Origin of the sequence: Vibrio sp. SCSIO 43135 (assembly GCF_023716665.1) — a bacterium.
Taxonomy (GTDB): Bacteria; Pseudomonadota; Gammaproteobacteria; order Enterobacterales; family Vibrionaceae; genus Vibrio; species Vibrio paucivorans.
Genome location: NZ_CP071859.1, coordinates 1,822,814 through 1,845,778 on the forward strand (window position 1 = coordinate 1,822,814; position 22,965 = coordinate 1,845,778).

Sequence of the window (22,965 nt, forward strand, 5' to 3'; positions counted from 1 at the left end):
CGATAAAAAATAACAAAAACAAACACAAGGACGACTTGATGAGCGAAATCGAAAGACATATTCGCAATGCGATGTATGAATCTCATCAAACGCAAGATGCGCAGATAAACGATGAAGTCGTAATTAAAAGTGCATTAACTGCTACGCACAAAACTCTGCTAGCGGTTTTTCTTGCCGTTGTAACGTTGCTTGTCGTTGTATCCCAAGTCACTATCGATATTGTCGTATCTAGTAGAGGAGAGTTGTTACTCGATACGGACATCGAAAAGGTTCAGCACCTAGAAGGTGGCATATTAGACAAGTTACTCGTGACAACTGGCGACACGGTTTATGCGGGGCAGCCAATCGCTCGTTTAAAATCTGTTGATAGGAACACTCAACTAGCGTCTTCAACACTCGATATCGAAGCTATCCAAATCGAACTAGAGAAGTTTCGTGCCCTAATTGAAGATAGAAAACCAGCATTTTCAGAATCCAGCTATTCCCCTGAACTCGTTCAAGCGGGAAATCTTTCTTGGGCTCAAGAAGCTGCAAAAAATCGTTCTAACCAATCTCTTATTGAGCATGATATTCAGCACAAGGAAAGGCTGATGAGTTCAATGCGAAAAAGAAAAATCAGCTCCCAGAAGCAACTTGGGTTGATTCAAGAACAACTCAAGATCAAAGAAACACTATACGGTGAAGAGATGGCTTCCTATATCGATGTGTTAAACATGCAGGTACAGGAAATGAACATGTTACGTGAGATAGAGAATCTCGATGAAGCATTACTAAACGAGGACTTCCAACAGCTCCGGTTGAAAAAACAATTGGCTGATCTAATTGCAAATCGAAATGCAGAATATCAAAGCCAAATAAACAGCCTTAAAAAAGACCTAACTCTTAAACAAGCAACATTGCCCCAACATACTGACAAAGTCGAAAGGTTAACTGTTTATTCTCCAGTTGACGGTGTTGTCGATAAAGTTCACTTCAACTATCAATCCGCCGTCATTCCTCCAGGGGAAAGTATCGCGGATATTGCGCCCATACGTAATCAACTTCATGGCGAAGCCAAGATACCAAGAAAGGATCTTGGTTTTGTCGAAATTGGCCAAGAAGTAAAACTCAAATTTGATACGTATAATTTTGCCAAGTATGGCTATATAACGGGAACCATACAGTCAATCAGCCGATCATCGTACAAGGAAGAAGAAACCGAGTTCTACATCGCTACCATAAGTATGGAAAAATCATATTTGGAAAAATCAGGAGCTCGATACAACCTGTCGCCATATATGGAATTTACTGCAGATATTAAAACAGGCTCGCGAAAAATGATCGAGTACGCGTTGAAACCTGTAATGTCCGCCATCGAAGATGCGTTCGATGAGAGGTAAAGCGTGAAAGGTAGTATTCGTTCCTTACTATTTATAATCACAGTCACCATTACGATTATTATGGCGATGCAAGTATGGAACACGATTAATTGGGCTCGATATGACAATAAAATCAAGCAGCAGCACCAAGAAAAAGCCACCGTAGAAACCAAAGCCTTGTTAGACAAAGTTGAATTACTATTGGCAGAAGTCGACCAATGCTACCAACAAGAATGCATTCTTGATTCATCTCATCTTTCAGCCGTCAATCATCAACTGCAACATTTCACTTCTGCTGTTTCTCAGGAGAAGTCGAGCGTCAACCTAGTAGGTGCAGTAGAGTATACTCAGTTAAAAGTCGCTCTATCTAAGTACTCGAAAGAGAAAAATATATCATCGTTACTTAGCGACCTAACGCCAATCTACATTGAGCTGCAGCACACCTATCAGACCTTACTCAAGATACAAATTCAAAACGTCAATCAAACTCAAAGTAAAAAATTCTACCTAAGCCTTATGCTTTTTATCGCTCTGCTTTTGGTTGCACTCCTATCCATCACGCTATATAGCCGTCGTATTACACGCCTAAACAAAGAGTACGATATCGAAAATCGTCAATTCGAACGCTTTGCAAATCAGGTCAATGAACTGACCACACAGAACTTAGAAGAGAAAATTAATCAGCTAGGAATCTCAATCAATGAGAGAAAGTTATATTCGCATATCCTAGAGCTATACAGACAAACAGAGTCAGAGAGAAAAAATTCAGATCTCTATCGTCAGCTATATACCTTGATTGGATACGAGATCAGAGGAATCACCAACACAATAGAGGGAGGTGTCAAGCTGTTGGTTCAAGATACCGATGAGAATGGTGCTGTGATGGCAAAAGAGATCTCTTCAGCAACGACGACGCTCTCTGAGCTGGCTGACAATTATAACGAACTCATCACCCAAGGAAGTGCAGAAAGAAAGAATGCTTCCCTAACTTCTCTACTTTCAGTTCTCATTGTACATATCAAAGCGAAAGCACAACGTCAGCAAATACAAGTTGAATGCTATATCGAAGATAATTTACCTAACACAATAGACACCAGCGCCACCAGCTTATTTTGGGTGTTGTTCTTACAGCTCTCCAACGCTATGACACTCGTTGACTGTAGCAAAATACTCCTTCACGTATTTAGTTTAGGTTCTAACGAAATAGAAAAAACACGGCTCACGTTCGATGTTGTTTTCCTTGGAAATAAAGATTGTACTCTGGATGAGATTACAAGTAACAACTGGCAGCCAGCAGACGATCAACATAACAGTCAAGACTCTTGGTCTAAGCAGATATTATCGGATGTATCTTTTTTTGAATCGTCTTGGTTTACGCAAAACAGTAATCAGAAGAAACGTCTTCAGATCGATGTCACTCCACTTAACTTCCTTCAAGCTAACAGCGAATTAGACGACAAAAGTATATTGGTTTGCGCTGATTCAGAACTCCAAATCAACATCATTCAAAACATTCTGGAACGATATAAATGTCATGTTTCGATAGCACGCACACCGAATGACGTATTTAAAAACCTTCCCAACTTGTCATCGACTGATGCAGTCATCGTGACTGATACAATCAAAGGCATTGAGCTACGTTCATTTTGCAAAACGTTAAAGTCTAGAATGAAAAATTGCCCTAACACACAACTACTTCTGGCAATTTCGGAGGCTAGTGCAGTACAAAGCGCCCATGAGTTCGTCGATAGAATATTCTATACCCCACTATTACCCCATGAGTTTATACCAAACCTTGTTGAAGCAATGGAAACTGAAAAACAGCAAGAGGATAGCACTCAAAATCATTTCCTAGTCGTGGAAGATGACCGCGTTCAACAATTCCTTCTCAAACAACTATTAAAGAAACAAGACTATGAAGCAAGCACTGCCTCTAATGGAGAAGAAGCGGTTGATTACTTCAAAAAAAACAGTGTCGATATTATCTTTATGGATTGCATCATGCCAGGCATGGGAGGGCTAGATGCTACAAAACTGATCCGTTCACTAGAGAGTGAAGACCCGACACGAACACCAGTAACAATTATTGGAGCAACCGCATTAACTAGTGCCAATGAGCATAAAGCCTGTATAGAGGCGGGAATGGATTTCGTTATCAGCAAACCGTATAAGAGTGATGAAATTGCAAAAGTTATTAAGAAATACTTGGCAGTACATAAAATCTTTTAGTCTAGGTTTACTGCTTGCCCACCCACAACATTCAGTTGCCGCTAGCCTATCGGAAGTGGTAGAGATGTCGTTGCGCCAAAATCTCGCACTGGAAAGCGCTCGAGTCGGAGCAAAAGCTTCCGAGAGAGATGCAGATATCAATAGCGCAAAGTTCTTACCAAGCCTTAGCGTTTCAGCAAACACCACTTGGAATGAAAGCAAAACTCATAAGACTGACCAAGATACTCGCTCAGAATACAATTCTCACGGCTACAATGTTTCGCTGTCTCAGAGTCTCTTCAACCTCTCCGACTATTACTCACAGCGTAGCTCCCTCTTAGATGTTGATATTCAACAACTTGAACTTGCAAAGACTGTCCAACAGACAATACAAGACGTCGCCTCAACGTATTTCGAAGTATTGAAAAACAAAGCCCAAGAAAGAGCGACAGAAGCTGAGCTTAGTTCAGCGGTTGCTCGCTATAGGCAACTTAAACGAAATGTTGAATTAGGTAATGTTGCTGGAAGCGAAATGTACGAAGTGATGGCTCAAAAAGAACAGGTTGCGAATGACCTCAGAACGTTGCGCAAAGATCAGAAGGTTCTAATCAGACAGCTAGAGAATTTCGTCCAATACCCTGTTGTTGTAAGTTACGATTTAGTGAGTTCAACCCAGCTTCAGTCATTAACAAAAGATTTAACCCAACAGCTAAATACTCTTGCTAGCCAAGAAAATTTGGATATCCAAATTGCTAAGCGGCAAGTATCAAAAAATAGAAATCAGCTAAGAGAATCGGGTTCTGATTTCTTACCTTCATTATCTGGAAGCGTTTCCTATAGTCACAATGACACAAATGCAGGTTCTACTGACCCATTAGACTTAGGCAGAAACGACCAACTGGTCTACAGTCTTAACTTGGATATTCCTATTATCAGCGGCGGCGGGGACTATCACAAATATCAAAAATCTGCATTAGAGCTAACAAAAGCTGAAATCGACCTGCGTGATCGCATTCAAAACACTGAACAATCCTTTCATGAAGCCATCAGTAACATTAACGACAATGCTGAATCTCTAATCAGCTTAAGAACTATCATCAAAGCAAACTACGCCTCTTATCGAGGAATACAAAAAGCTTATAAACTCGGTACAAGAACCATAACCGACCTACTCGCAGCAGAGAGTAAACTCTTTAATAGTATTCGTGACTACGAAAATGCTCGCTACACCTATGTAATCGAGACATTAGGTTTAGAACAACTTGTTGGCCGATTAAATCTAGACACCATCAAAAAAATATCCGCATTAATGGCGCACAGCGATTCAACACAAACTAATTCCCCAATACCTCTTCACCTCATAGAGAATGAAGGAGTCACACAATGAGCCATCAGTTTGAGCGTCGTATCAATACTTTCGACAAAGTGTATTTAATCTTTTCAACGCTAATGACGACCTTACTTGGCCTAGTTTTGCCATTCTCGATCTTAATCATATTCGACCGGATTCTTCCCAATCAATCAACCGACTCTCTGTTTCTCCTTTTTGCGTTCATCCTCATTTCGATCGCCTGCGATTACTTCTTAAAAACACAGGAGGAAAAGGTGACTTCGCTCGTTATGAAGCGCTATGAGTCCCAGCTCACCAATCGTGTATTTAACTCAATCTGTCACGCAAATATCGCCAAATTCACAAAGTTAGAGATGGGCCAGTATCTAGAGCGAATTTCAGCCATTCCCGAGATAAAAAGTTTCTTCGGTGGAGAATCTATCAAAGCATTAATCAACACCCTAACTAGTGTTATCACCGTCGCAATAATATTTGTTATTAATACTGGTGCCGGCATCGCATTACTTGCTGCCTCAGGAACCCTTCTCATTGCAGCTCGAGTTCTATCACGAAAGCGCATCGCCCTATTAGAGAAAAGAAGCGATACCGAAGGCATGACTAACTCCAAAATCATTGAAATTGTGTCTAGTCCGTTAGAGATAAAAAGCCGGGCGATGGAATATCGCTTCGAAAGCTTTATGAAGAGTATGATTGAGGAGCGAGAAAGCCATAGCATCGAATATGAACGGTTAGAGTCTTCGTTCAACCTAACCTTGACTCTGATTCAACAGCTGTCTGTCGCAGTTGTGGTGGTTATGTGTGCCATGTCGGTCATCAATTTGGAAATCAGCCAAGGTGTCATGGCTGCGGTGATTTTATTAACTAATCGCTACTTTTCTCCTTACCAACAAGTCATGCAAACCTTTAGTCGTTGGAAACTCAACCAATCCTACATAAAACATGTTTGTGAGTTAATGGATCTTGAAGAGTCATCGACCAGTGAAAGTCACATCGCAATAGGGACAATATCCGTTAACTTAAAAGGTCATAAATTTAACCTTAGTTCTGGCACCAGTTATCAGTTCAGCGGCCCTACCGGAAGTGGAAAAACTTACTTAACCCGGAGTCTAACTCTTGAGCAGCCTTCAACCGATATTGAAATCTTGATCGACGGAACACCAATTTCAGAAATTGACTATGCCAGCTGGAAGCAGCAAGTAGCCAGAATAGACCGCAACTCAACGCTGGTTGAAGGGACGATCATCGAAAACCTCACCTGCTTTCGCCCCCATTTAAACAGTGCCGCTTACTCTTTGTGTGAGAACCTTGGGGTAAAAGCGCAAATAGACCAGCTTAAAAGTGGGTTCTACACGCAACTCAAAGGAAATATGCAGAATCCATTTTCTAGACAAGTCTATTATTCGCTGCTCATTGTTCGCACCCTTTTAAGCCAGAAACAGGTGATCGTTATTGACGATTTCGATATGTTCTTCGATAAGCTGTTTGCACAGCGTGTCATGGCTTGTATCTCGAACAAAGTCGAACGAACAACCTGCATCGTAATCAGTAATAAACTTAGCCAAATTAGACATAAACTAGAACCCATTCAGTTTAAAGCAACTAAGGCACAGACAACAAATGAGAACACATCCGGAATTTTGGAGAGAGTTCTATGAGCATACTTATCGACTTTGGAAATACGAGTGAACGTCTCAAAAAATTCAACAATCCTCGGTTTGCTCAACGATATCAGTCGTCACCAACATTAAGGGCATTAACTCACACCTTGATTGCGATGGAGTGGGAAGGCACACCTGATATTTTGTCCGATGCTTTTTGCCCGGCTGAGAATGATTTGGATACCTACCAAAAGACGCTTGAGCGCCTTGGCTATCAGTGCACATTAACCCGAACCCAACTCAACCATCTTGATGCCAAGCGTACTCCTGCCTTTATCGAGTTTGAGAAAGTATCCGTTGTACTGTTAGACATTCGCGAAGGCCAAGCTCACTTATATGATTACAAGAACGACACATTACTTACTCACGCCTTAGAGAAAGTTGATTGCACAATATGTGAAATCACAGAGTATTCGAAGATTTTTCGAGAACCACCACCAGAGTCTCAGGACAAAACGAACTGGATTAAGTACACCTTTTATCGTTATAACGGAGAGATCAAGAGCCTCATCTGGCTAAGTCTCGTTATTAACTTGCTCGGTGCAATGCAGCCGTTCTTTATTATGGGTGTCTACAATTTCGCACTCACCTCTGGCTCTCAATCAACACTCTTTGGGCTGACTTTACTTGCCATATTCCTAGCTCTCTCCGAATTTGGTTTCAAAAGATTAAGAATGAACATACTCGCTACTTCCGGACAGGATTTAGCTGTCCATATTTCGCGAAATGTTGTATCAAAGCTACTTTGGCTCCCCTACTCCATGACATCTTCAGCTGGAGTTTCTTCGCAAATAGCTCGGCTTAAAGATATCGACCAGTTCCGCCGATTGGTTACCGCAGAATCAACATTGAGCTACTTCGATATGCCCTTCGTCATTATATTCATTGTCGCGATTACCATCATGTCTGGGCAAGCGGCTCTCACTGTTATCGCGGGGATAATTTTAATGCTCGTGTTCTGCGTATATGCTAGATATGTCTATACGCAAGCGACCTCCAAAAGTTCACGAGCGAACGCGATGGTGTCATATCAGTGGAATGAAGTTTTAAGAAATATTAAATCCGTACAAGGCTTACCACTACTCAACGTGTTCCAAACTCGCTTTAAGGCCGCTCATTCTCAGAGCCTTACTGACGCTGAAAATGTTGCTATTACTAATGGTCGAATTCAAAGCCTTGGCCAATCTCTAGTTCAAGTCATTGGTACCGCCAGCATCGTCACCGCTGTATTTGGGGTGATGGAAGGTACAACAGACGCAGGAGCAATGTTAGCTATCATTATTTTGGTTTGGAAAGCGCTTGGCCCAATAATGGGCATCTACAACTCAATATCTAAATTTCAGTCACTTAAAGCGGCAGCCGGTCAGATTAATGCATTAATGTCCTTGAATGACGACAAAACACTTATGGAGAAAAGCCCTCCTATCGATAGATTCATCGGCAGCTTTAAAGTGGACGGGTTAACACACCGCCATCAATTTATGGCTCAAGGTCTTACCAACTTAGGCTTTAAGATTTCTAGAGGCGAAAAAATTTCCATATCAGGCCCCTCAGGCTCAGGTAAAACAACCTTGCTCAGCTTGTTAGCCGGGCTCGATGAACGCTACCAAGGCTCAATATTTCTCGACGGCCATAACATCAAGCAATTCAATAGCTTTAGATATAGAAAGTCCGTCAACTATATCCCGTTTGACCTGCATATTTTTGAAGGCACATTGGCCAGTAATTTCGTGATCCACAATGGCGTGATGCCACGTGAAGAAATGGAAGATCTGATTCAGTTACTAGAGATTGTCGATTGGTTACCTAAAGGTATTGATACTTATATGTCGAGTGATTTTCTGCAATCACTACCTAGTGGGGTTCTACAGAGCATCCGTTTAGCACTTGGATTAGGGCAGTGCCAAAGCAATGTATTACTGATCGATGAGCCTTTTGCAGGCTGCGAAAAAGAACATGTGAGACACATTAGCAAGCTATTTACTGGAAAGCTGTCGGACAAGACCGTTATCTTCTCAACCAACGACACATCTCTGATCGCTGCCTCCAATAATTGTCTTTTGTTAGAACATGATGGAGGTCAGAAATATTTTGGCTTCCCAGACAAGGTAATTCAAGCATTTACAACATAGATACCTTGCGATATGAGAATGTACTTATATACTAAAAATATGCACAAGTGCACATATCATTTCCAATAATAACGTCAACGGCTACTTAGGAGTATCGAATGATATGGACAGTCTACGTAACTCAAAAAATAGATTTAAAAACCTGTCTATTTTAATTGTCGACGACTCCAAAACGTCTGCTACATTGATCCGCCAGCAAATAAATACATTAGGTACTCCTCATGAGGGGATTGATATCTGTACGTCTTACCAAGAGGCTATTAAGCAAGTTGGCAAGCGATTTTATGATGTTCTTATCCTTGATTACCATTTAGAGCAATGTATTAATGGTAACGAGCTCGCCAGTCTCTTAAGCAAAAAAAAACTACTCAGCCGTCAGACTGGTGTCATTCTAGTCTCGGGGGACTCTAGGCAAGAAACTGTCCTCACAGTACTCTCAGGCGAAATTCAGCACTTTATTAAAAAACCCATTCAAACACAGGCTCTAGGAGCCAAAATCCTGAGCGTCGGGGAAGACAAAAAAAGCATCGCTGCGGTCAACAAAGTCATTGAAGACACTCACATAGATTCTGAACTTAGAGCGAAATGTATCACTGAACTGATTGACGCAAGCTCATCACCGATAATCGTTGAGTCCTCTGCAATGGAACAATTGGAGAGTATCCAAGACTGGAATGGACTCGCTTTGTTGCATCAAATTTCTACGACTCCATTACATATGGCAAAGGTCGTTTCTATAGCGACATTAAATCTCCAACAAAACGATGTTCAAGCAGCGATAGACCTGTTGGAAGACTTCCTATCCGCGAATCCACTCGCTCACAAAGCGATGGACAAGCTTGTTCACATTTTCATCGCAAATGAACTGTATTACGACGCATTGCACCTTGCGGTTAGAGCTTTCGAGTGCACCCCTAGTATCAATGAACGAATGCTCACTGCTGCGCAGTTAGCTGCGAGATTAAATAACCAAAATACCCTGATTAGTATAGGTAAGACATTTTCAAGTCACCTATCTATAGTCGATGTATCATGGCTCAACGCAGTAGTGCGTTACGGCGACTGTATTTTGGCATTACTCAATGAACATACCCATCCAAGCGACAGTAAAAAATTACTCAGTTGTATGAAACACTTTTTCAGGGCGGTCACCAATCGTGTTACTCATAACCAAAAGCCGTTCCTTAACAGCTACATCCAACTTTTTTCTTCGAAGGTGTACATGCTACAAAACAAATCACCAGAAGCGCATGAAACACTATTCAAAGCAGTCAGCCCATATTTCGAGAACTTCAACAAACTGCCTTCTGTACTACTAGTACAAATCGTCTACATCGCAGACAGTTTTGGTGAATTTTGGTTATCTGAGAGTCTACTGGCCGTACTTAAAACGAGAAACCAATTTGATAAGGAAACTCAGCAAGAAGTCGAGCAACTACTGAGTGATGCAAGCCGCTATGACAACGTTTCCGAACTTCAAACCGCCTTAGAGTCAGCTCGTGAAATCCTGAATATGAATGACAGCAGCTCCTATGCTAGCTACTTGAAAATATTAGAGGTCTACCCACTTTGTACCGAGGCACAGCTAGGTGTGCTTAAAGCGAGTATTTTATTTGACGTAGGTGAGAGTTCACGTTCAAAACAACTTGGGCACCTCAAGGACGCCAATTTGTTGCCAAAGAACTGGGGGTCATGGCTTAGAGATATAGAAAGCTCTGGAGTTGAGCGCCCATTACCCCAAGCATTTTAGTGTGTAGAAAGGAACTAGACATGATAGATTTTGCCCCTTTTTTTAATGACCTAGACAATGACCCAGAATCAATACAACTGATATTGATGGCTTACATTGAAGAATACGGTGATAGTGAAGAAAAATTAATGTTGCTATATGAAAAGCAAGATTGGGGCGCACTGTATATATTCGCTCATTCTTTAAAAGGGATATTAGTAGGTTTTGGCGAAACAGAAGTAACCACCATTCTCGAAGACATAGAATCAGAGACTCACGATAACACCCCTGCATCCGAGCACAAAGTGTTAGCAGCATGTTCGCTGCTACCTAATGTCCGCTCTCAAATCGAAACAGAGCTTGCAAACGTTTCTTAACATAGCTTTACGTAGCGGAGGTTCAAATGAAGCCAATGTTCAAAAAAGGTTTGTTTTCGACTATACGAGGCCAATTAACTGCTGGTTTTATGGTCGTTATGTTGTTGCTAACCACTTTCTTCTTTATCAATCACGAATACAAAGAGAAGGAAAATACGCTTCATAACTTGCAGGTTTTGATATCAGAATCCGTAGTGGATTTACTGACAATTAGAAGGCATGAAAAAGACTTTATTGAGCGACTAAACCATGAATATGTCGAGCGTCTTAATGAAGATATAGAGATGCTGAACCGTAAGGTTAACTATATTGAACAGGTGCTGAGTGAAGACCAACTATACCCGACCGACAGTGCTGCAGGTATTTATGTCGCTATTGGTGCTTATGAGGCAAAGTTTACGCAGCTAGTCAGACTCAAGTATGAAATCTATCAACCTCAGAGCGATACCAAAGAAAAAGGCTTACTAGAACAATATCATCAAGCAAGATTTCAGCTATCTCAGGTCGCTATTGATATTGGAAACAAAGACTTGCTGATGCAGCTATCCAAAAACCAAAGGGATGTTCAAGCCTTTTTCTCCGAGCCCAATGAGCAAAGCGCACTGTTAGCAAAAGCCAGTATAGCGCAGTCTTCAACCTCGATTTCCGAGCTTTACCCTACCCTGTCATCAGACGCCTATCACTATAGAAACTCTTTTGAGCAGCTCATTAATGCCTATCAGAGAATGGGATTTGACCACAATAAAGGGCTATACGGAGAATTGCGTAACTCCATTCATGATGTAGAAAACAGTTTAGAGATATTTCACAATAAGCTTCCGGAAGTCATTGAACAAAAACTCAACCAAGTAGAATCCAACATTCATCTGCTTTTTGGGCTTACGTTTTTTAGTTTGCTTGGTGTGCTAGCGCTTGTCAGCGTATCCGTCGCTCGTTTAGAAAAAGGGTTAAAGCATTCTCGAGAGCAAGCTAATTTATCAAACCAAGCTAAGAGCTCCTTTCTAGCAAATATGTCCCATGAGATACGTACGCCTTTAAATGGGATTATTGGGATGTCTGATATACTGGCAGAAACCTCACTAAACCCCATTCAGAAAGAGCACCTAGATACGGTAAAGACATCCTCACATACGCTTTTAATGCTAATTAATGACATTCTCGATTTATCAAAGATCGAGTCTGGGCACTTGGAAATCAGTCATCACCCCACCAACATTCGTCAGGTTATTTATGACACTGCATCAATGAGCATGGCCAAGGTACTAGAAAAGTCGATACTTCTTAAACTCGATATTTCAGATGACACACCAGATCAAGTCGAACTAGATGAACATCGCTTGCGCCAAATCCTGATGAACCTGATGTCAAACGCAGTCAAATTCACTTCAGCAGGCAGTGTCTCTTTATCTCTTCACACTGAAACTATTGATAGCCAGTCTGTTAGGTTGATCTTTTCAGTGCAAGATACCGGTATAGGTATAGACAAGGAAAAACAAACTGCAATCTTTGAACCATTCGTACAGGCAGATGAATCTATTACGCGAAAATTTGGCGGTACAGGGCTTGGTTTAAACATAAGTTACAAGCTAGTTGAAACAATGGGAGGAGAGTTACAGTTAGAGTCTCAGTTAAATGAAGGTAGCCGATTTTACTTTGAATTACAGAGTAAAGTGATAAGAAAAGTTCCGCTTCGCTCAACGAAATTGAACAGTACCAATGTTGGCTTATACATACGTACTGAAACCATGAGAAAACAAGTAGAAAAAGAGCTCGAGTTCATGGGGCTTAAAAACGTTACCTCTCACCAAAACCTTACTAATATCGAAGACAGCGGGATATTGGTGTACCAACATCATGATGTGATAGAAACCCAAAAGGATCTTAGCATGCTGTCTCAAGTACATCCTGAAACAGCCATTGTTTTAATACACGACGCCTTAGCCCCACAAATCCAACAGCAAGAACTAATAGACGGACTGGTTAAATTTCCTATTCTTGGCGAACGTTTTGTTCATGCCATTTCTCATGCATTAGAGAACCATGTAAAGAGTGAGCGACTTAGTCCAGTTAACAAATCATCTGCGAAAGGTACTGATGAAAAGAGCGCAAGGATACTCGTTGTTGAAGATAACACCGTTAACCAAAAAGTTGTTAAGCTATTTTTAAGTAAGAAAGGTTATATGTATGAAATTGCAAACAATGGAGTTGAAGCTCTGAATAAAGTCAGACAAGGAGAGGCTTTTCAACTAATACTTATGGATTGTATGATGCCAGAGATGGATGGTTTCACAGCAACCCAAAAAATACGTGAGTACGAATCTGAATTAAAGCTCAATAACACCCCAATAGTTGCACTAACGGCGAGCGTCCTCGATCAAGATATACAAAAGTGTCTAGACGCAGGTATGGACAAATACTTATCTAAGCCTCTAAAGAAAGAAAAACTCTACGAAGTAATTGAAGAATTTGTTAGTTAATGATTAGCGACTAAAGACAACCGTGCCCTTTGCTTTAGCTGAGGCCATTGAAGGGCCTCATTGCTGCAAAAATGCATCCGCAGTCATAACAGACACGGCTTTATCTGCGACTTCTCTGCCATCGTTATCAAACAAAGACAACCTATAACCTTGTGTACTTGCATTGTTACTTTCACAAGGCGCATGCAACCAACGAGAAACCACATCACAATCGTCACCATTGAGAGCCTCACCAAGAACGACTTTCTGACTAGCCACTTTGTACCAAACAAGAATTTTGGACTGGTTAAACATGCTCGCCTCCTTGATGAGCTTCCTTTCCGAAATGTCAGTGTACAAACAAAATGGCAAGAATGGAGGCTCACAGATGCGACAATTTTATCGCTTACCTATAAATCATCGACTTAGATTTATATCGATTTATTCTAAGAAATAAATATGAGCAGGAGTGAGTAATAAGACCAAAATTCATCAGCTTATTACTGAACGCTGCTCGGTAGTAATTTGACAAAGAAGGCATCGTTGTCATGCCTTCTAAGATTTTGATTTAAAGAACGTTTGCAGGAAGGTGCATTTCTTTTAGGGTTGTCGTTGAACTGTAGTTAACAAATACTGGCTTGCCAGATAAGTACCTACGTAGCATGTCAGCAGCTATAGTACCAACCAGCTCTTTTTGATCTTGTTTGGTAAAGGTTCGATTGAACTTCAACTGTTGTCCCCACTCACCTTGTGGTGTAGAAAGCGCAACTGTAAATTGATCTTCTTCCACTTTACCTGTGACTAAACCAATGTCCGTTGCACACTTCTCTCGAGTTGCCCCAGAAAGCGCGAATGCCGCAGCTAATGAGTCTTGATCTTTCGTGCCCACTTCAGTTGCACCGCTCAACACCCAAGTGTGACCACAGTATGAAGCGGCACGTTCATTAGAATGAAGCCAGTTCGTCAACCAACCCTGAGTTGATTGCTCCGAAATCGAAACAGACAGCTTTTTCTCCGCAATGAGGTGACCTAGATGATCTAACATGCTCTCATCAACACTGACGACATGGTTTTCAACCAGTTTGTAGATAAGCTGTAACAAACGAACTCGAGTATCCAAATCACCTTTAGGGCCAAACAGCTTTACTTCGATAAAAGGCAGATATGAACGATAACCCAGCATGTAGCCTTGAGGTAATTGCACCTTATCCAACTTATCTGATAAACCGGATTCTGATGTACCAAAAGTAAATAAGCGGCTGCAATCGCTTCCAACCTGATCTGGAAAACGAGACTGCAAGTCAGGCAGAATCTGAGTATCAACCATCATCTTAAACTCGCTTGGAACGCCAGGAGTGAAATAAAATAGGCAATCATTGATTAGCATTTTGAAGCCACACGCAGTGCCAATCGGATTATCAATGATTTCGCTCGAAGCCGGTAACATTGCTTGCTTTAGGTTGCTGTCGGGCATAGGAACCCCACGCTTTTGAAAAAATGCTTTCAGTGTTTCTAACCACTCGGGAAACAATACCAGCTCTTGATCACTCGCTTTAGCCGCAGCGGCTGAACTAAGGTCATCCGTTGTTGGCCCCAGACCACCGTTGACGATAACGACATCCATATTAAAGCTCAGCATCATTAGCTCTTCGACTAAATCGGACATAATATCGCCTACAGTCGTGCGTTTTGACAAAGAGAAGCCTTTCTCAAAAAACTGACGGGACATCCACGCAGCGTTGGTGTCGACTATATCTCCGTGTAGCACTTCTTCACCGGTGCTTAGCATTGCAATCTTTAACATTAATTTTCCAGAGCGTTCGAGAACTTACCTACTATCATCACATATTGAGCACAATATGAAACAACAATTTGCACTTATCTAAAGTTTTATGTCCGTCGCATAACGAATAAGTTCATTTTGGTGTTTTCATTGGCAGCTCTTTATTGGATAATTGTGAATCTCGTCATTGAAAAACATTAACTTGGAGTTGTCCGTGTCTAAGAAAAGCATCGCTGCACTTATGCTAGCGTGTTCCGCAAGCGCGCATGCAGCGAATTACGACTATAACCAACATATCGAGTTTTCCTACACGGTCGACTGCGAAAACGGATTTTGCGCTAACAACAAGTATTCTTACCAACCGAGCGTATATACCCCTGAAGAACCTTACGTCATGAGCTTGAAAGAGCCAGAACTAAACGTAGAACAACCAGCATTACCGAAGTACCTTACGGTACAAGATGGTAAAGATTGGGATTACCTGATGGGCCAAACCTACACAATCCTAGGTTTAAGTGTCGCAACCGTTGGCTTAATGACTCTACTACCTGAATCCATCACAAAGTGGGATGAAGACGATCGCGATATGAGCGAACTCGGCAGTAAGTGGGTGGATAACGTGTCTTCCGGCCCAGTATGGGATCGTGATGAACACTTCCTAAACTACATCATGCACCCTTACTTTGGTGGTGTTTACTATACTGCTGCTCGTCACGCGGGTTTCAATGAGTTTGAGTCTTTCCTATATTCCGCAACCATGTCGACTTTCTTTTGGGAATACGGTGTAGAGGCATTCGCTGAAGTACCATCATGGCAAGATCTATTCATTACTCCATTCTTCGGTGCCGTTGTGGGTGAAATCATGTTCGAAACAGAACAAGATATCGTTGCACAAGGTGGCTACGTGATGGGTTCTAAAACCATGGGTGACGTTTCATTATTCTTCTTAAACCCAGTAGGTCATATCCACGGTTGGGTATCTAATGCTTGGGGCGGTAGTGCAGAGTTCCAGTTTGCAAGCGCACCATGGTTCGGCAACCAAGATGCTGCTAAGTTCGCTATGGATGCTGGCGCTTCATACGACAACGTATTCTACGGCGCAGAAATGAAGATTTACTTCTAACCTAAGCAGAGTAACTTAAAGCGTCATTGAGAAAAGCGGTGTTTATTCACCGCTTTTTTGTGCCTGAGTAAACATAATCGACCAGTCCAAATCCCTTTAATTCGAAAAATTGACTTTGGTCAAACCATGCCCAACTGTAAGTTCTACACTGAAACTAACAATTAAATGAACCAGTTACGGACAACGTTTACGAGGGGCACGCCATGAACAGTACTTTCATTGTTAACTTTGTTGGCAGGGCAACGCCAGCAACCATCAAGCAACTTGCTGCTGTTACCCATGAAAACGGCGGTAAATGGTTAATCAGTAAAGTGAACTTCATTGAAGACCAAGTCGCTGCAGTAATTAAAGTAGAACTGCCCGCGGTTAACGAGCAAGTGGTAAAACAAGCATTCCAGTCTCACCCTGAACTGTTAGTTCAAATCACAGAAGCGGATTCTAAGTCTCATGGTGAAGATACCATTTTCCAACTGCGCTTAGATTCAAATGATCGCGCTGGTATTGTTAACGAAATTACTCATGTATTGGATGGCCAGGGGATCAATATTTTGGACATGGACTGCCAACGTGTATTTATTGCTGGCGGAGGCGGTGTTAGCTCCAGTTTATTCACTGCAAACATGGCGGTGCGCCTACCTGGAGAAATTCAAATCGAAGACGTTGCTAAAGAGCTAGAGGCACTGAGTGAAGATACAAGAGTGATACTCGAAGCTTAAATCTCAACTTAGTTGAATTACGACACAGTCTTCACTGGTAACAAAAAAAGAGCAGCTCAACGCTGCTCTTTTTAATTTATTCTACGCTCCATTGAGATAGCGAGCGTTTAAAGTCCGAGTAGTCGAACTCGTTAAGTTTCTGAATACGACCGTCGTTACGCTCACAGTATACCGATGGCATACGTAAGCCATTGAACCAATTAAGCTTAACCATGGTATAGCCCGCACTATCTAATATATGCAAACGCTGGCCAATTTCTAACGGCTGATCGAAGCTTGCTTCACAGAACTGATCGCCAGCTAAACAAGAACAGGAACCAACCACGTAATCATGAGCACCCTGCTCTGACGCTTCCAATATTGAAGCAGGTTCGTTGTAAATTAATGTATCTAAACGGTGCGCCTCTGTCGCAGAATCTACAATCGCAGTTTTCTTAACGTTTTCTACGATATCAACTACTGTTACCACAAGGTCGGTTGTTTTGGTGATGATTGCTTCACCCGGTTCAAGGTACAATTGAACGCCGTGTTTCTCAGCAAATGCTTTAAGCGCTAACCCTAACTTTTCGATGTCATAGCCTGGCCAAGTGAAAAATACACCGCCGCCCATGCTTACCCAATCAAGCTTATCTAGGTATTCGCCAAATTGCTCAGAGATTGAATCCAGTAGCGCAATAAATGCATCCACATCTTTGTTTTCACAGTTCATGTGGAACATCACACCATCGATGTTTTCGAATACGTCTGGTTTTATGTGGTCTGCTTGTACTCCCAAACGCGAGAACTGGCGAGCTGGGTTCGCTAAATCTTGGCCTGCGTAGCTAACACCAGGGTTAAGTCGAAGTCCGATTGACGCTTTACCTTCAACAATATGTCGGTACGCAGCTAGCTGTGACTGTGAGTTAAAGATCATCTTGTCACAGATATCTGCGACTTCTCTTACATCGTCCTCACTGTAACCCACACTGTAAGCGTGCGTTTCACCACCAAAGGTTTCGTGACCCAATTTTACTTCAAATGGACCCGAGCTTGTCGTGCCATCTAAATAAGGCTTGATGATGTCAAATACGCCCCAAGTAGAGAAGCACTTCAAAGCAAGCACTAGCTTAACGCCAGAAATCTCTTTTAGCTGCTTTGCTTTCTCTAAGTTCTCAATCAACTTATCTTCGTTGATCATAAAGTATGGGGTTTTAAGTTCTTCTTTCTGAAATGTCATTTTCTATACGCACTCAAGCAGCATCTAAAAGATGGAAAGGGAAATTATATGATTGGTGTGATTTAGTTTGGTTTTGTCCTGCCCGAACGAAGTGAGTTACAAAACCAAAATAAATGATACCAACACTTTAAGATGGTCATCACCAAAAAGGGAACAATCACTGTCCCCTTTGATTCTTGTATTAACGTAGGAATTTCTCTTCAGTTCTAGGAGTCTGCGCGGAGTTTATAAGCATAAATGAGCACAGACGACAACGAAATGAAGAGAAATAACAAGTTAAGCTTCTTTATTCAGTTCATGGATCACAGGTAGACCTTGGCCTGCTTCTAACTCTTGAACATGCCAATCTAGACCGATCCCCGGCATTGTTTCTAGGAACGGGTCTGGGTTTAGTTGTTCCATGTTGAACACACCTTTGTCAGCCCACTCACCACGGAAGAACTGAAGTGCAGCAGTGATCGCAGGTACACCTGTTGTGTAAGAGATCGCTTGGTGCTCAACATCTTCGTACGCCACTTCGTGATCTGCATTGTTGTAGATGAATACGCTACGCTCTTTGCCGTCTTTCTTACCTTGAACCCAAGTACCGATACACGTTAAGCCAGTGTAGCCCGGAGCAAGTGACGTTGGATCAGGTAGAAGCGCTTTTAGCACATGCAGAGGCTGAACGACTGTACCGTCATGCAGCGTTAGCGGGTCTGGGCTCAGCAGGCCGATGTCGCGCATACAGTTGAAGTAGTTTAGGTATTTGTCACCAAAGCCCATCCAAAACTCAATTCGCTTCGCTGGAATGAACTCTTTCATTGAGCGGACTTCGTCGTGTGCCATTGAGTATACTTTGTGAGTACCACAGTTCGGGAAATCAAACTCAAGCATACGGGAGTGACAAGGAACCTGCTTCCACTCTTCGTTTTCCCAGTAGAAAGAATCACCTTGGATCTCTAGCATGTTCGTCTCTGGATCGAAGTTGGTTGCGAACTTCTTACCGTGATCACCAGCGTTTACGTCCATTACATCAATTGTATCGATCTCATCGAACAAGTGCTTAACCGCGTAAGCTGCAAATACTGATACCACGCCCGGATCGAAGCCTGCACCAAGGATACCAGTGATGCCAGCTTCAGCGAACTTCTCACGGTAGCCCCACTGCCAATCATAAGCTTGTGGTACTTGCTGGCCTTCTGAACATAGGTCAACCGCAACTGATGTATCTAGGTAAGATACTTTTGCTTGATAACATGCTTCCATAATGGTCATGTTTACCCACGGAGGACCTGCATTGATGACGAGGTCAGGCTGAACTTCTTTAATAAGAGCAACAAGTGCCTCTACATCGTCTGCATTAACTGCACGCGCTTCCAGTTTCTTAGATCCATCTTTCAGGTTGTTTTTCTTCTGAATAGATTCGATGATTTTTTCACACTTACTTACGGTGCGTGAAGCGATTGTGATGTCACCCAATACATCGTTATTTTGTGCTGCCTTATGTGCAACTACCCAGCCAACACCGCCTGCACCAATTTGTAAAATAGCCATTATTTCAATTCCTTACTTCGCTAGCTCTTGGGCTAGCTGATTAATGTTTTGTAGAAGTTTCTCAAAATCTGACAACGTCAGACATGGGTTCAAAATAGTAAACTTAAGAGCTGACTTGCCATCGATAACTGTTTCGCCCAGCACCGCAATCCCACGTACTAGTGCTTCGATACGAACTTTCTGGTTCAGCTTATCCCAATCTGAGCTGTCGCCATGGGTAGTACGCAATAGCACTGTCGACAATGACGGCCTAGCTAACAGTTCCAAATGGGGCTGCGCGTCTACCATGTCGGCGACTTGCAATGTTTGCTCAAGCAGATGATCGTACATCTCGCCTAGCTGATTTGGCCCAACGCTTTGCATCGTCATGAAGACTTTGAGCGCATCGAAACGTTTGGTTGTTGCGATGGATTTGTCTACCAAATTTGGCAACTCGTCATGCTCTCTATTGAGGTAATCAGCGTGATGAAGCAAGAACTTAAAGTTCGATTTATCATTCACAAGCAGCGCACCACAACTGATGGTTTGGAAGAACAACTTATGGAAATCAACACTGATTGAGCTTGCTTGCTCGATACCCTGTAGACGACACTTCGAGCCACTTAGAATTAGCGCACCACCGTAAGCGGCATCAACATGCATCCACATTTCGTGTTGCTTGGCGATATGAGCAATGGCTTCTAAGTCATCAATCGCTCCGTGGTCAGTAGTACCTGCCGTTCCAACAATGGCAAAAGGAATCAAGCCTTGCGCTTTAGCGTCATTTAACACTTGCTCAATTTGGTCTGCTTTCATCGTACCGTCGGTATTAGCGGGTACAGAAAGAACCGCTTTCTCACCTAACCCCATCCAAGACGCTGATTTCTGCACGGTAAAGTGCGCATTTTCTGAGCACACGATACGAAGTTTATCGGCATAGCTTGGCAAGCCCAGTTTCTGAATTGAGTGACCACTTAACTTATTGGCAATCCAATCACGCGCTAACAACAGCCCCATCTGGTTACTTTGAGTGCCACCGCTGGTCATGATGCCATCGGCCTGACCACCCAATTGGTATTTATCGCATAACCAGTTCACCACTTTTTGCTCTACATACGTCGCTGATGAAGCTTGATCCCATGAGTCCATAGATTGGTTTAGCGCTCCAATCATTGCTTCAGCCGCAACCGACGGCATAAGTGGAGGAGTGTGCAAATGCGCAATACAGTTAGGGTGTTGAGTAAAAATAGAGTTTTTAGCGACGAGATCAGTCGTGCTCTCAATCACTTCTTTTAAACTTTTATCAGAAGCATCAAGGTTAACATCATTGATCTGTTGTTCTAACACCTTTGGATCCACCCCCGAATATGGTTGGTCGACTTGCTCGAACATATCCTGCATAACACGAGTGGTGTGGTTCATGACAGATGCAAACTCATCCGCACCCGCTACACCAGTATGAATGAAGTGCTTTTTCCAACTTTCGCGACCAGCCACATCTTCGCTGTGCTCAATCAGTTCAGCTCCGCTAACTAACATTGCTTCTTCTAGAGTGCGAAGCGCAAAGTCGATTTGTTCAAAAGAGATGATAATCGGTGGCAGGAATCGAATGACAGAACCATCTCGGCCGCCCTTTTCAACCATTAGTCCACGCTCTAGAGCAGCTCGCTGAATTCTTAAGGTTAGTTCACCATCAGATGCAGGTTCACCAAATTTATTCAGTTCACCACTCGGCTTTTTAATTTCAACGCCTAGCATCAAACCTTTACCGCGAACCTCTGCCACACAGTTAACGCGTTTCTGGATGTTTTCTAGGCCGAGTCGTAGGTATTGACCAGCGATATTAGCGTGTTCGACCAAGTTGTCGCGTTCAATGATTTCAAGCGCTTTAGCACCTGATACCATCGCCAGTTGGTTACCACGGAAAGTCCCGGTGTGCTCACCAGGGCGCCAAGTATCGACTTTTTTGTTGAATACAAGAATCGACATTGGCATTCCGCCACCAATGGCTTTGGACAAACAAAGAATATCGGGTGTGATCCCGGCTTCTTCGAACGCAAAACGATAACCAGTTTTGCCAACGCCACATTGAATCTCATCCAAAATGAGTAGGATTTCATGCTCATCACAAATACGACGGATATCACGCAACCATTGCGCAGGAGCAGGAATGACCCCGCCTTCACCTTGTACTGGCTCCAAGATGATCGCTGCAGGTTTCATTATCCCTGCTTCATCATCATTCAATAATCGCTCGATGTAGCGGATGTTTGCCTTCGCACCCTCTTCACCACCAAGGCCAAATGGGCAACGCAGACTATAAGGGAACGGCATAAAGTGAACGTCTGACATCAAGCCAGTGCGACGCTCTTTAGTACCAAGGTTACCCATCATGCCCATAGTACCGTTCGTCATACCGTGGTATGCGCCACGGAACGCAAACATAGTGTTACGGCCGGTCGTCTGTTTCGCGAGTTTGATGGCGGCTTCAACGGCATCTGCGCCCGATGGACCACAGAATTGAATAGCGGACTCTTTAGCAAACTCTTCTGGCAGAAAGGCTTTCACTTGTTTAATGAAGTTCGCTTTCGCAGATGTAGTAATGTCCAGTGTTTGGTAAGGCAGTCCCGAATCAAGCTGATCTTTAAGCGCTTGGTTGATTTCAGGGTGGTTGTAGCCAAGAACGAGAGTTCCTGCACCGGCTAAGCAATCTAGGAATAATTGACCACGAGTATCTTCTACCAACACACCGTGTGCTTGCTTAATCGCGATAGGCAATCGGCGCGGGTAAGAGCGCACTTCAGATTCATGCTCAGCCTGATCAAGCAATACTTGATCGGGCGTTAAATCATAAAGGCCCTCGAGTAATGGAACCTGACTAGAAAAAGGGGTTGCGATAGCGTTTGTATCGACTTCAAAGGCTGTACTCATTGTAAAATCTCTTGAGACGTAATAACCAAAGCCCGCCACAAATATTCAAGTATTTTTTATGGGCGAGATATAGCAATGCCTTCCGAATAGCTAAATAGTAGCCACGGAATAGCAGTCATCACATAGGATGACGAATAACGAGATCAGAGAGTTCAGGGCTCAGTAATACTGCTGCTTTGAAGAACAGGGCACTGAGGAAGTACGAAGCTGATTAATGTGTGTAAGTTGTGTGAGTTCAATGTTGGGTTTCCCATATACGTACTGTTATAAAACAGCACTTAGTATCCCGTCTATCGACAAAAGGGCTTGCCGATACCTACCCTACGCAATGTCACAATCAGCTCGAATGGTCACTGCGCGTATCCCCCAGAAAACCATTGGTAATTCCAACGTCCGAGATTGCGGCGAAAAT

Annotated in this window: 15 protein-coding genes; 10 read left to right on the forward strand and 5 right to left on the reverse strand. The window is 42.7% G+C overall.

The genetic code is table 11. The annotated features are described in order from the left end of the window. The first annotated feature begins 38 nt into the window (after positions 1-38). The 8 genes from J4N42_RS08075 to J4N42_RS08110 all read left to right on the forward strand — a co-directional run bounded on the left by J4N42_RS08075 (position 39) and on the right by J4N42_RS08110 (position 13,290). A complete protein-coding gene (locus tag J4N42_RS08075; protein ID WP_252027346.1) occupies positions 39-1,379 on the forward strand; it encodes an HlyD family type I secretion periplasmic adaptor subunit in 1,341 nt (446 codons plus the stop codon). Between the two features lie 3 nt (positions 1,380-1,382). Then, a complete protein-coding gene (locus J4N42_RS08080; protein ID WP_252027348.1) occupies positions 1,383-3,587 on the forward strand; it encodes an ATP-binding response regulator in 2,205 nt (734 codons plus the stop codon). Next, positions 3,535-4,953 (forward strand): TolC family protein, encoded by a 1,419-nt coding sequence (locus tag J4N42_RS08085; protein ID WP_252027349.1) that lies wholly within the window; start codon positions 3,535-3,537, stop codon positions 4,951-4,953. Before J4N42_RS08080 ends, J4N42_RS08085 begins: the two co-directional genes overlap by 53 nt. Continuing rightward, complete coding sequence (locus J4N42_RS08090; protein WP_252027350.1) at positions 4,950-6,572, forward strand: ABC transporter transmembrane domain-containing protein; 1,623 nt, start codon at positions 4,950-4,952, stop codon at positions 6,570-6,572. The genes J4N42_RS08085 and J4N42_RS08090 overlap by 4 nt, the downstream gene beginning before the upstream one ends. After that, entirely contained in the window at positions 6,569-8,707 is a 2,139-nt protein-coding gene (locus tag J4N42_RS08095) for an ATP-binding cassette domain-containing protein (RefSeq protein ID WP_252027351.1), read from the forward strand. The genes J4N42_RS08090 and J4N42_RS08095 overlap by 4 nt, the downstream gene beginning before the upstream one ends. A 103-nt stretch (positions 8,708-8,810) precedes the next feature. Beyond that, positions 8,811-10,457 carry a response regulator gene (locus J4N42_RS08100; RefSeq protein WP_252027353.1) on the forward strand — a complete coding sequence of 549 codons (1,647 nt, stop codon included), beginning with the start codon at positions 8,811-8,813 and terminating at the stop codon, positions 10,455-10,457. A 20-nt stretch (positions 10,458-10,477) separates the two neighbouring features. Beyond that, complete coding sequence (locus tag J4N42_RS08105; protein WP_252027354.1) at positions 10,478-10,813, forward strand: Hpt domain-containing protein; 336 nt, start codon at positions 10,478-10,480, stop codon at positions 10,811-10,813. A gap of 26 nt (positions 10,814-10,839) precedes the next feature. Then, positions 10,840-13,290: a hybrid sensor histidine kinase/response regulator gene (locus tag J4N42_RS08110; protein ID WP_252027355.1), complete on the forward strand. Its 2,451-nt coding sequence runs from the start codon at positions 10,840-10,842 to the stop codon at positions 13,288-13,290. A gap of 57 nt (positions 13,291-13,347) precedes the next feature. Here the strand turns inward: J4N42_RS08110 and J4N42_RS08115 are convergent, their stop codons facing one another. After that, the gene (locus tag J4N42_RS08115) at positions 13,348-13,584 is read right to left on the reverse strand and encodes a hypothetical protein (protein WP_252027357.1); all 237 of its coding nucleotides are present in this window, start codon (positions 13,582-13,584) and stop codon (positions 13,348-13,350) included. A gap of 253 nt (positions 13,585-13,837) precedes the next feature. After that, complete coding sequence (locus tag J4N42_RS08120; protein ID WP_252027359.1) at positions 13,838-15,073, reverse strand: CinA family nicotinamide mononucleotide deamidase-related protein; 1,236 nt, start codon at positions 15,071-15,073, stop codon at positions 13,838-13,840. Between the two features lie 193 nt (positions 15,074-15,266). Between J4N42_RS08120 and J4N42_RS08125 the strand changes: the two genes are divergently transcribed. Continuing rightward, on the forward strand, positions 15,267-16,175 hold the full coding sequence (locus tag J4N42_RS08125; protein WP_252027361.1) for a DUF3943 domain-containing protein: 909 nt from the start codon (positions 15,267-15,269) through the stop codon (positions 16,173-16,175). Between the two features lie 203 nt (positions 16,176-16,378). Then, positions 16,379-16,891, forward strand: a complete 513-nt coding sequence (locus tag J4N42_RS08130; protein ID WP_252027362.1) for a glycine cleavage system transcriptional repressor — start codon at positions 16,379-16,381, stop codon at positions 16,889-16,891. Between the two features lie 76 nt (positions 16,892-16,967). Here J4N42_RS08130 and nspC read toward each other — a convergent pair whose 3' ends face one another. The 3 genes from nspC to J4N42_RS08145 all read right to left on the reverse strand — a co-directional run bounded on the left by nspC (position 16,968) and on the right by J4N42_RS08145 (position 22,553). Further along, positions 16,968-18,107 (reverse strand): carboxynorspermidine decarboxylase, encoded by a 1,140-nt coding sequence (nspC, locus tag J4N42_RS08135; RefSeq protein WP_252027364.1) that lies wholly within the window; start codon positions 18,105-18,107, stop codon positions 16,968-16,970. Between the two features lie 276 nt (positions 18,108-18,383). Beyond that, positions 18,384-19,643 (reverse strand): carboxynorspermidine synthase, encoded by a 1,260-nt coding sequence (locus J4N42_RS08140; RefSeq protein WP_252027365.1) that lies wholly within the window; start codon positions 19,641-19,643, stop codon positions 18,384-18,386. Between the two features lie 12 nt (positions 19,644-19,655). Further along, complete coding sequence (locus J4N42_RS08145; protein ID WP_252027366.1) at positions 19,656-22,553, reverse strand: pyridoxal phosphate-dependent class III aminotransferase; 2,898 nt, start codon at positions 22,551-22,553, stop codon at positions 19,656-19,658. Positions 22,554-22,965: the final 412 nt, after the last annotated feature.

What these genes read in the sequence shown, in the direction of transcription:
- J4N42_RS08075 (WP_252027346.1), top strand. Translation starts at nt 39, where the DNA reads ATGAGCGAAATCGAAAGACATATTCGCAATGCGATGTATGAATCTCAT.
- J4N42_RS08085 (WP_252027349.1), top strand. Translation starts at nt 3,535, where the DNA reads ATGAAATTGCAAAAGTTATTAAGAAATACTTGGCAGTACATAAAATCT.
- J4N42_RS08090 (WP_252027350.1), top strand. Translation starts at nt 4,950, where the DNA reads ATGAGCCATCAGTTTGAGCGTCGTATCAATACTTTCGACAAAGTGTAT.
- J4N42_RS08095 (WP_252027351.1), top strand. Translation starts at nt 6,569, where the DNA reads ATGAGCATACTTATCGACTTTGGAAATACGAGTGAACGTCTCAAAAAA.
- J4N42_RS08100 (WP_252027353.1), top strand. Translation starts at nt 8,811, where the DNA reads ATGGACAGTCTACGTAACTCAAAAAATAGATTTAAAAACCTGTCTATT.
- J4N42_RS08105 (WP_252027354.1), top strand. Translation starts at nt 10,478, where the DNA reads ATGATAGATTTTGCCCCTTTTTTTAATGACCTAGACAATGACCCAGAA.
- J4N42_RS08110 (WP_252027355.1), top strand. Translation starts at nt 10,840, where the DNA reads ATGAAGCCAATGTTCAAAAAAGGTTTGTTTTCGACTATACGAGGCCAA.
- J4N42_RS08115 (WP_252027357.1), bottom strand. Translation starts at nt 13,584, where the DNA reads ATGTTTAACCAGTCCAAAATTCTTGTTTGGTACAAAGTGGCTAGTCAG.
- J4N42_RS08120 (WP_252027359.1), bottom strand. Translation starts at nt 15,073, where the DNA reads ATGTTAAAGATTGCAATGCTAAGCACCGGTGAAGAAGTGCTACACGGA.
- J4N42_RS08130 (WP_252027362.1), top strand. Translation starts at nt 16,379, where the DNA reads ATGAACAGTACTTTCATTGTTAACTTTGTTGGCAGGGCAACGCCAGCA.
- nspC (WP_252027364.1), bottom strand. Translation starts at nt 18,107, where the DNA reads ATGACATTTCAGAAAGAAGAACTTAAAACCCCATACTTTATGATCAAC.
- J4N42_RS08140 (WP_252027365.1), bottom strand. Translation starts at nt 19,643, where the DNA reads ATGGCTATTTTACAAATTGGTGCAGGCGGTGTTGGCTGGGTAGTTGCA.
- J4N42_RS08145 (WP_252027366.1), bottom strand. Translation starts at nt 22,553, where the DNA reads ATGAGTACAGCCTTTGAAGTCGATACAAACGCTATCGCAACCCCTTTT.